The sequence below is a fragment of the Brevibacillus sp. NRS-1366 genome, assembly GCF_050467985.1.
The window spans coordinates 210509-220679 of the sequence record NZ_JBITPN010000051.1; the positions used below are offsets into that span (position 1 = coordinate 210509).

General features: G+C 48.5%; 10 protein-coding genes and 1 pseudogene. 4 read left to right on the forward strand and 7 right to left on the reverse strand.

The window, feature by feature from the left end:
- Positions 1–42: 42 nt before the first annotated feature.
- Positions 43–2049 (reverse strand): transketolase, encoded by a 2007-nt coding sequence (tkt, locus tag ACIFQN_RS30160; RefSeq protein WP_429836740.1) that lies wholly within the window; start codon positions 2047–2049, stop codon positions 43–45.
- 126 nt (positions 2050–2175) lie between these two features.
- On the opposite strand from tkt, the gene ACIFQN_RS30165 reads away from it, so the two are divergent.
- Entirely contained in the window at positions 2176–2334 is a 159-nt protein-coding gene (locus ACIFQN_RS30165) for a hypothetical protein (RefSeq protein WP_429836741.1), read from the forward strand.
- Between the two features lie 15 nt (positions 2335–2349).
- On the forward strand, positions 2350–2799 hold the full coding sequence (locus tag ACIFQN_RS30170; protein WP_429836742.1) for an NUDIX hydrolase: 450 nt from the start codon (positions 2350–2352) through the stop codon (positions 2797–2799).
- 89 nt (positions 2800–2888) lie between these two features.
- Here ACIFQN_RS30170 and ACIFQN_RS30175 read toward each other — a convergent pair whose 3' ends face one another.
- The 3 genes from ACIFQN_RS30175 to ACIFQN_RS30185 all read right to left on the reverse strand — a co-directional run bounded on the left by ACIFQN_RS30175 (position 2889) and on the right by ACIFQN_RS30185 (position 4381).
- Positions 2889–3491, reverse strand: a complete 603-nt coding sequence (locus ACIFQN_RS30175; RefSeq protein ID WP_429836743.1) for a DedA family protein — start codon at positions 3489–3491, stop codon at positions 2889–2891.
- A gap of 291 nt (positions 3492–3782) precedes the next feature.
- Complete coding sequence (locus ACIFQN_RS30180; protein ID WP_429836744.1) at positions 3783–3986, reverse strand: YqgQ family protein; 204 nt, start codon at positions 3984–3986, stop codon at positions 3783–3785.
- On the reverse strand, positions 3983–4381 hold the full coding sequence (locus ACIFQN_RS30185; protein WP_429836745.1) for a hypothetical protein: 399 nt from the start codon (positions 4379–4381) through the stop codon (positions 3983–3985). Before ACIFQN_RS30185 ends, ACIFQN_RS30180 begins: the two co-directional genes overlap by 4 nt.
- Positions 4382–4565: 184 nt before the next feature.
- Here ACIFQN_RS30185 and ACIFQN_RS30190 point away from each other — a divergent pair, with 184 nt between their 5' ends.
- Entirely contained in the window at positions 4566–5735 is a 1170-nt protein-coding gene (locus tag ACIFQN_RS30190; protein WP_429836746.1) for an MFS transporter, read from the forward strand.
- Positions 5736–5798: 63 nt separating this feature from the next.
- Here ACIFQN_RS30190 and abc-f read toward each other — a convergent pair whose 3' ends face one another.
- The 3 genes and pseudogenes from abc-f to ACIFQN_RS30205 form a co-directional block, all read right to left on the reverse strand.
- Complete coding sequence (gene abc-f, locus ACIFQN_RS30195; protein WP_429836747.1) at positions 5799–7757, reverse strand: ribosomal protection-like ABC-F family protein; 1959 nt, start codon at positions 7755–7757, stop codon at positions 5799–5801.
- 402 nt (positions 7758–8159) lie between these two features.
- Positions 8160–8643: pseudogene (locus ACIFQN_RS30200) on the reverse strand (IS110 family transposase); the annotation flags it as partial.
- 456 nt (positions 8644–9099) lie between these two features.
- Entirely contained in the window at positions 9100–9249 is a 150-nt protein-coding gene (locus tag ACIFQN_RS30205) for a hypothetical protein (RefSeq protein WP_429836748.1), read from the reverse strand.
- 184 nt (positions 9250–9433) lie between these two features.
- On the opposite strand from ACIFQN_RS30205, the gene ACIFQN_RS30210 reads away from it, so the two are divergent.
- Complete coding sequence (locus ACIFQN_RS30210) at positions 9434–9751, forward strand: hypothetical protein (RefSeq protein WP_429836749.1); 318 nt, start codon at positions 9434–9436, stop codon at positions 9749–9751.
- Positions 9752–10171: the final 420 nt, after the last annotated feature.

Consider the following 10171-nt stretch of genomic DNA (forward strand, 5'->3'; position numbering starts at 1 on the left):
CTCCCTTGAAAAGAAGATAGGCCGCCTCCGCCAAGCAATCGATTACTTCAGCAGTTTTTCTGCTTCTGCGACTACATTTTCCACAGTAAAGCCGTATTCTTTCATAATGCGATCGCCAGGTGCGGATGCGCCAAACTGGTTAATGCCGATTACCGCACCGCCATCCCCTGCGTAGCGCTCCCAGCCCATAGGAGAGCCCATTTCCACAGCTACACGTGCTTTTACCGCTGAAGGAATAACCGACTCGCGGTATTCTCGCGATTGACGCTCAAACAAATTCCAGCTCGGCATCGAAACGACACGCGCTTCGATTCCGCGGGACAGCAGTTCTTCCCGTGCTTGCATCACGAGTGATACTTCGGAACCTGTCGCGAGCAGGATGAGCTGCGGTTTGCCGCTTGGTGCATCTGCGAGTACATACGCACCTTTGCTTACGCCTTCTGCCGCATTTTCAATCGTTTCTGGCAGAACTGGCAGGTTTTGACGAGTCAATACCAGCACAACTGGTTCATCTGTGCGGGACACAGCATATTTCCACGCTTCATTCGTTTCTACCGCATCAGCTGGACGCAGGATGGTCAGTCCCGGCATCGCGCGCAGAGAAGCCAGCTGCTCGATTGGCTCATGTGTCGGGCCATCTTCCCCTACCGCAATCGAATCATGCGTAAACACATACACGACTGGCTGCTTCATCAGCGCAGAGAGACGGATAGCTGGGCGCACATAGTCAGAGAAGACAAAGAATGTACCGCCGTATACTTTTACCCCACCGTGCAAGGACATTCCATTCAGTGCCGCTCCCATCGCGAACTCGCGAACACCGAACCAGATGTTGCGGCCTTCGTATGTGCCAGGCAGGAAGTTTCCAGCTTCTTTAATCACTGTATTGTTGGAGTGTGCCAGGTCAGCAGAGCCACCCAGGAAGAACGGAACGCTGCTTGCCAGAGCATTGATCGCATTACCGGAGGCAACACGCGTAGCCAGCTTCGCCCCTGCATCGTATGTTGGCAGATGGTTGTCCCATCCAGCAGGCAGGTGACCTTCCTGTGCGGTAGTAAATTGCTCGGCCAGATCAGGATACGTTTTTGCATAAGCGGCAAACAGATCACGCCAAGCCGCTTCCGCTTTTTCGCCAGCGTCTGCCAGACCTGCGTACAGTTCCGTTACTTCTTCAGGCACGTGGAATTCATTTTCATGTGTCCACGCGTAGTTCGCCTTGGTTAATTTCACTTCATCCCTGCCCAGTGGCGCACCGTGAGAAGAGCTGGAGCCGCCTTTGTTCGGGCTGCCGTATCCGATGACTGTTTTGACTTCGATCAAGGTCGGACGATCCAGATCTTTCTTCGCCTCAGCGATTGCCGCTTCAATCGCAGCCAGGTCGTTTCCATCCTCAACACGAAGGTATTGCCAACCGTATGCTTGGTAACGTCCTGCTACATTTTCCGAGAACGAACGAGACAGCTCGCCATCCAAAGAGATATCATTGGAATCGTACAGGACAATCATTTTGCCCAATTTCAGGTGAGCAGCCAGAGAAGACGACTCGCTGGATACACCCTCCATCAAGTCTCCGTCACCACAAATCACATAGGTGAAGTGGTTAACGATGTCAAAGTTGTCGCGGTTGTAAACAGCTGCCATATGCTTTTCAGCCATTGCCATCCCTACAGCCATGGCGATCCCTTGTCCCAGAGGACCGGTCGTAGCATCAACACCAGCCGTATGGCCAAACTCCGGGTGACCAGGCGTCTTGCTGCCCCATTGACGGAAATTATGTAGGTCTTCCAGAGAAACATCGTATTTCATTAGGTGCAGCATCGAGTATAATAGCATGGAGCCATGTCCTGCCGAGAGTACAAATCGGTCACGGTCCATCCACTTCGGATTGCTTGGGTTCACCTTCATGAAGCGGCTCCACAAAACATGAGCCATTGGCGCTGCGCCCATCGGCATTCCTGGATGGCCGGAATTGGCCTTTTCGATGGCATCAATGGCCAGCGTGCGAATCGTATTAATGGAAAGCTGATCAACAGACGTATGCTGAGTCATCTCGAAAAATCCTCCCTGATTGTTCTTTGAATCACTACCTGTTACCGGGTAAAAACACACTGTGCAATTATAGCATAGTTCAAAGCCATAATCATGTCTGCGTTTGTGAAAAAGGAGGTGCCTATTATGTCTACTTTCTATCTCGTTATCGGAATCGTACTGGGGGTTGCAGGCTTTGGCATGCTGCTCGCCGCAATGACCAGCTCGCCGCTTGTGAAGCAGAGAAAGCTGGAGCGTCAACGCAAAGCTGCAGAAAATCATCGCCCGGAAGAAGGCGGTTTCTAAAAAGGGAGCCATTACATGAACAAGGATCGCTTTACCATGCCAGTCGCCGTTCATCTGTTTCTAGTGAAGGGCACAGAAATACTGCTGCTGCGCCGCTGTAACACGGGCTACGAAGATGGCAATTACAGTGTGCCAGCCGGGCATTTGGACGGAGATGAGGAAGTAATAGCGGGAACCATCCGCGAAGCCAAAGAAGAATGTGGAATTGACATTGAGCCCATTGACTTGCAGGTGGCAGGTGTCATGCATCGACGCAGCAGAGATGAGCGAATCGACTTTTTCCTTGTCGCCTCCCGCTGGAATGGTGAAATCACGAATTCCGAGCCTGACAAATGTGACGAGTTGACCTGGGCAGACATGGATCACCTGCCCGTAAATGTCATTCCTTATGTCCGGCAGGCAATTATGAATTACAGAAATGGACAGTGGTTTGACAGCTTTGGCTGGGACAAGACTCGTTCGTAGGAATACAAAAAGCAAACAGCCGCAATGGGATATTCCTTCCCGGTTGTTTGCTTCTTTATCCTTTTCTATCCTTAATAAGCGATGAGCGTCTACCTCATTTCTTCCCCTGGAGGCGGGCCGCATCTCTCTACTCGCCGTAGCTTTTGAACGAGCAAATACGTCACACCGACCAGGCAAAGCCCTGCCAACGTTATTTTACTGTAAGTATATATACCCGCCACCAGATCATCCATTCGGTCAGCGAACCAATAACCCGCCAAATAATAATGAAAGGTCCAGACGAGACTGCTAGGAATGTAGAACAGAATAAATTGCCGAAGCGGCATGCGAGCCACTCCAACGATAAACGGCACCAGATGTCGCACGACCGGAAAAAAGAAGCCCAGGCAAAGCAACCAGCCCAGATAGCGATTCGCATCATTCTTTGTCTCGTCCTGTGTGAACGGAATCATTCCGCGCTGGACTAACCAATGGACAAAGCGTGCTCTGACCACTGTACCCACTATGTAGCCTGCCACCAGTACCATTGACACTGCCGTATAAATCGCGGCAAACGATACAAAAAAAGGAAGATCTATATCTGCAACCTGTGCCCCCATGGTCACCACCGTGATTTCATCTGGAATCGGCTTTTCCACCATTCCCTTTACCATGCGGGCAAACAGTGTAACGTACTCCGAATACTCCACCATTCTCCCCCCCTTTTGCTCCCTGACTCTATCCTATCTAGGAAACCTTTCAAAAAGAGAGAGAATCGCTTAAGAATGTTTAAAGGATTTCTGAAGAATTTCTTACCGTATAGGAATGTTTACGTACATCGTAATGAAAAGCTTCATTACTTAAACGTTCCGGAACGCATAGAAGCCTTCCTCTAAAACGCGGTCGCTCCTCGGTGGGCATGCCACGATAGAGGCTTTTTTACGGAAAAAGGCGTGCTTATCGATAGCACTCGTGACTGCCCGATAAACACGCCTTTTTCTCTTTTATCGCCCCTCTGCCTTTCGCTTTTCACGCAAAGCAGACAGTGCCTCCAGAAACTCTTCCTTGTCGATGACATTCAACTCGTAAAGCTCCCGGATTTCATCCTCTATCAGCAGGATATCCCCCTCGGGATCACCGGTATAAATGAACAGACCGAAGCGGTGCAGGAACGCCTTTAAATCAAATTCATTCGAGCCAGCTTTCAATTTGCTCCCTCCAGATCGCTTTCCATCCTGGCGAGGACGGCGTCGTAGTCAAATTCGACAGCAAAGCCCGTGATCACGATGATCTTCGCATTTGGATACGCTTCTTGCCACGCCCCCTCCTCTTCCGGCTTTAGGCCAACGATGTACAAAGGATCGGTTGATAGCTGCGGGTGCTCCCGACAAAGCCTCAAAAAATCGCGGCATCTCTCTTGTTCTTCTACCGCATTCAGAACGAGAACCGCTCGTGTTACCTCTCCTGACTCTCGCTGCTTGGCCAGCATCTCAAACGTCTTCGCAGTAGGTACAATCGCATTCACCTCGGGAAAACGGTCGAGGACTTCATCCAGCCAATCATCTTCATGCCAGGCCAGGTAATACATCATCGCAGTAGTCATGATCACAAACACCTCATGGATATATACTTGACAACATTCTGAACGATTCTTGTTTCCTTTCCATTATAGCATGGATGGTGCCCTCGTGCCCATGTTACTGGCTTGACTTCCCACGGGCCATCAAGTAAGGTGGAAAAAGTAAACAATATATTGAACTGATTTTGTGTGAAGAGAGGTATTTTTTGTGAATAAGAAGCATCTCGCCCTCTTGTTCTTGATTGCTTTTCTCACGATGCTGGGCTTTGGTATTATTATCCCGATCTTGCCGTTTTTTGCGGAACAGCTTGGCGCGTCCTCCTTCCAGATTGGCGTGCTGTTCGCCAGCTACAATATCATGCAGTTGGTATTTGCTCCGATCTGGGGAACACTTTCAGACCGCATCGGAAGAAAACCACTAGTCGCGTTTGGCTTGTTTGGCTTTTCCATCACCTTTATCCTGTTTGGATTGGCTGGCAGTTATACAGAAATGCTAGTGTACCGTATTTTGGGAGGAATCGTCTCTGCTGCTGCACTGCCTACAGTCACCGCGATGGTAGCGGACTTGCTTCCATCGAATGAACGTGCCAAGGGTATGGGCATCATCGGCGCTGGGATTGGCCTGAGCTTTGTCTTTGGACCGGTAATTGGGGGCCTTTTGAGCGGATATGGTTTTGCCGTTCCGTTTTATGCATCCGGTATCGTGGCGCTTCTCACGTTCTTTGTCATTTTGTTTGCATTGCCTGAGAGCTTGCCAAAAGAAAAGCGGACTGGTCATAAGCGGGAAGCTCAGGGAAATCCGCTGGTCTCCTTATTCGGTTCGCTTTCCTTGCTCTATGGGATTTTGTTTATCGTCTCATTTGCCTTTTCGGGACTGGAGACGACCTTTGCCCTGTACATCAACGATCTGTACGGCTTTACTTCCAAGGATCTGGGCTACATGTTTCTCGTCATGGGCATTATTGCAGCCATCGTCCAAGGAGGACTGATTGGCAAGATGGTGAAGCGTATGGGTGAAGCTGTCGTTCTTACCTTGGGCATGATCTTGTACGGTATCGGTTTTTTCGCGATTCCACTCTCGGGGAACTTTTGGGTATTGGCACTCATCCTCTCCTTGTTCGGAGCTGGACAAGGCATGATCCGAGCGACTGCTACCGCGATGATTACACAGCGAACCTCCCAAGGCCAGGGCGTGACCTCAGGAGCCATCAGCTCAATGGACAGCCTGGGCCGTATTTTAGGTCCGCTCGCAGGAGGCGCGGTGTACCAGTTTACCCACAGTGGTCCGTTCCTTTTGGGCGGCGTACTGATGGTACTCATCCTACTCTGGTTCAGAAGCAGCTATCGCCGTTTGCCCAAACCAAGTGCGCAAGCGTAAAACAACCGTATGACACAAAGAAACCACCAGCGAATCACGAACGCTGGTGGTTTTGTTTATCCCTTATCCTTGCTGCAGCTCCATCCATGCCAAATACGTTTCATCCATCTCCTGCTGCACCCGCTCTATTTCCTCTTGCCATGCAACAAGCTGCTGATAGTCTGAATTCTCATCCTGGAGAAGCGTTGTTAGTTCGCTCTTTTTTTCTTCCAGCATCGCAATTCGCTTCTCTAGCTCAGAAAGTTTGAACGCATTTGGTTTTTTAGCTGGGATTGGGGCTGGCGCACCTGCGACAACAGTTTCTTTGCCCTTTTCGACTGCTTGCTTTTTCTCAGGTTCAGTCACAATCTTTTTCGGGCGATCCTCCAGCTTGCTTGCACGGGCTGCACTTCGCTGCTTCTGCTTTTCCCGCGCTTCCTCATACGAACCGACATCGTGGATGAGCTGCCTGTTTTCCACCCAAAACACACCGTCCGCCATTTTTTGCAGGAAATAGCGATCATGCGAGACGATGAACAGCGAGCCTTTAAAATCAGCCAGCGCTTCTTCCAGCGTTTCACGAGCCTCGATGTCCAGATGGTTGGTCGGTTCGTCGAGAATGAGCAGATTGATCTCCTGGTGCATCATCTGGGCGAGGCGCAGACGCATCCTCTCTCCCCCGCTTAATTGGCCGATTCGCTTGAATACGTGCTCCCCGTAAAAGAGGAAGCGAGCGAGCATGTGTCGTGCTTCTGCTTCCGTGACCCGGGCCACCTCACGGAACACTTCGATGAGCCTTTGATTCTGGTCACCCTCCAGTGCTTGCTGCGATAAATAGCCTACCTTTACGTTACTGCCTATTTTCAGCGTACCGCGATCTGGCTCCATTTCGCCTAAGAGCATTCGAATCAAGGTTGATTTTCCGCATCCATTCGGCCCGAGCAACGCTTTTCTCTCGCCGAAACGAAGCAGAAAACCAGCGTCTTCAAACAGTTTTTTTCCGCCAAATGCCTTGTGCACACCCGTCGCCACCAGCACATCCTGGCCGCTCCGCTCTGTTTTTTGGAACTGCAGGCCCATTCGATCAGCTTCCATTCGCGGCCTGTCGATCCGCTCAATTCGCGCTAATGCTTTTTCCATACTTTTAGCCCGGCGATGGAACGCTTCGTTGGGTGGGTTGGAACGATTTCCCCATTCCTTGAGCCGTTTGATCGTTTCTTTCATCTTTTTAATTTGTTTCTGCTGTTCCTGGTAAGCGGCAAACTGGCGCAAGAGTCGCTCTTCCCGCTCGGTCACAAACGCGCTGTAGTTCCCGATGTAAAATTCCGCTTCTCCGCCATCCACATGGTAGATTTGGGTCACCACCGCGTCCAGGAAGTAGCGATCATGGGAGATGATCAAGACTGTGCCCGGATAGCTTTTCAAAAACTCCTCCAGCCACTCCATCGATTCCACGTCCAGATGATTCGTCGGCTCATCCAGCAAGAGGACATCGCTTTGTTGGCACAACAGCTTGGCAAGACCTGTCTTGGTCTTTTCTCCTCCGCTCAATTGGGCAAAAGGCGTAGCCAGCAGCTCACGAGAGATTCCCAAGCCTTCTGTCACCTGGGACATCCTCGTTTCCCACTGATAGCCATCCAATTGCTCGAATTCATCCTGCCATTTTTGATAGCGCTGCATCAAATCGTTCAACTCTTGTTCATTTTCATAGCAGGTACCCATTTGCTGCTCCAGCTCGCGCATGCTTTCCTGAAGCTTGCGTACAGCGGCAAACGCACTGGCAACTACGTCTTCGCCTGTCCATTCTGCAGGGTAGCTGGGTGTCTGCGGCAAATAAGCCCAAACGGTTCCCTTTGCACGATACAGCTCACCAACGTCAGGGCTTTCGATGCCTGCCAAGAGCTTAAATAAGGTCGTTTTTCCAGCGCCATTCGGACCAACGATCCCTACGCGCTCGCCTGCTTTAATTTCGAGTGTAATATTTTGCAGTACCGGATCTGCTCCGTACGATTTTTGGATTTGCCTAGTTGCTACGATGATCATTATGAAACCCTCCTTGGTATGATGGCAACGGTCGTGTAGACGCAAAAAGCCGCAGGCGTTTTCCCTGCGGCATCGTGAAGGTCTGCTGATTTAGCATAAGCTGTGTCAGTTAGTGACCCGTTATCTACAAGAACAAACCGTTCCGAGAGTGATGCATGGTACGCCTATGGATATTCCGTTCAGTTGTATGACTGAAAAAGGACAGACTGGTCCCGTTGAACGCTGCATCATGCGTCATACTGGAAGTTTCTACCACAAACCAAGCCTGAACGGTTCCGAACACGTACTTACACCTCCCTTTCCAAGAAGTAATCTATCCCTCATCTTACAATAAGCGATGGGAAAAAACAACAGAAAATCGGTGAAGCACGACAATCACTTCTTGCTCTACGTCTTGAAGCTGTCCTCGAGCAATTGCTTCAAATGAAGTTTATATGCTTTGTGTGCATGAGGCGAACCAACCGAGCGGCTTGCTAAAGTGATGAGCAGTTCGCCAACCGCTAATTACATCCTCAGGCTGCATTTTACAGAGCTCAAAAGGCGTTGGAAAAAGGCGAAGTGTCGCTATTGCGCCGCTGCATGTAATGTCTTTAAAGACTTTTCTCAGCTCAGGGAAAACAAGATCAACCCAACGGTGCAGTTCGTTAATGGAACTTACCAAACGTTTAACCATTACATCACGGTTAGATAAGAGAACGCGTAATTCCTCAAACTCTTCGGATGTGGAGTGAATGTTGGAGTAGTAGCCGTTCTTGACCATGTCAGCGATAACCAGGACATCTTTCCTATCGCTTTTGGAACGTGTATTATCTCGGTTTTCTTTATTCTTTTTTACAAGATGAGGGTTCACCAACACGACTTGGAACTCGTGCTTGAACAGCCACTTAAGACCCAAAATCGAATTGTCGCTAGATTTTTTCCTTCCTGCTTATCAGCTAGGTTGAAGTAGGGGAAGAATCCTATTAAAATGCAAGAATAAGGGAGAACAACCAAAATTTGATGGGCTAAACCGAAGGGAGAATTTATGCTAATAATAACGGCACCATTTCTATTTGAATTTTCTATATTATTAATAGTAATGTTAACTATCAATTTTATAGTTTGGTTTTACTCAGCGAAAAGAAGTGGTAACAAGAATGGGTGGAGGACTCCGATAATAGTAGCATTAATTCAAAGTATTGTAATAATCTTACTCGATACTTTATTCTCGTCTCTCTAAGCATAGTACTCCGCGTTCCTCTTTCGTTCGGTTCTCGCCATTTTCTCGGTGCTGAAAAGTCAACTTTTTGAATAGGCACTTATAAGACAAACTCTTATAAGATTTGATGAATCACCGCATCCCTCATTCCTGGTTCATCGCAGCGACCGCAGTAAACTCCCCAGCTTTCCAACGCTTATACGCAGCTTTGAAGTCCTCCGTGATCTCCTGCTTTGGTCGTCCAAAATTCACTCCGTTAGCGAGTGCAACGTCGCCTACGGGGATGATTCCCATTGATCTGGTAAGCCTCCCCCTGAATAATCCTCCCATATTCCCTCACAATGCATCTGTAAATAGTAATAGTGAGCCATTAAAAACGAACGCATAGGATGCTACAATTAGGCTTCTGCATGGTCGCTTTTCCATTTCCGTCTAGGTCTTGAAATGGGAGTTGTAAAAAACTTTTGGAGTTGATTGAATGAAGCAAGTATCCCTGTATGTACTTTTCTTTGTCGTCGTGTTAGTCGGATTGTTTATGTTTAAAATAGAGGTTAGCCCCTCGGCCGATACACGAATCATCCTAGAAAATACATACCAAACTTTTATCTCTCCTCCGTGCTATGAACAAGCACAAAAGACGAATAATCTTACCGAATCAGACATCAAGCAGGCAAATGCCCTAAACTATCAACCAGAATCCACTTGTACGGAAAGTTCTCTTACCCCAGTAAAATTACCCATTACATATGCTATCGCTGAAAAACTTGGCATTAAAGAAAGCAAATGGGAGTGGTAAGTAAAGACCTAAATGTAAGGACCGATTGTATTATAGAAAACTGAAGGTTCTCGTGCGACCTTTATGTCGCCTTACGCATCCGTGCTTACTCCACGTCCTGTGTTTTCCTTTTCACCTGGAATATCGAGCAACTGTAGAGACAATTAGAGATTCGGACTGTATTTGGACAAATTAATCGATGGAAGGGGAAAATACTCAAGTGGCGAGTATAAAACGAAAGACAGACACCCACTTCTGACAGCTTCTAAACTGTAATGCAATGGTTATAAAAACATTTATTCGAGAAATGAATCAAATAAAGAGTATTAGCTAATTAAGCTAGCACGCCCCCTATCCAGACCTAAGAAATACGACCAACCAGCTCCTCCTTAACAGAATTTACCTAAATCATTCCTTAATTCGTGAACGTCAAATAGGCCC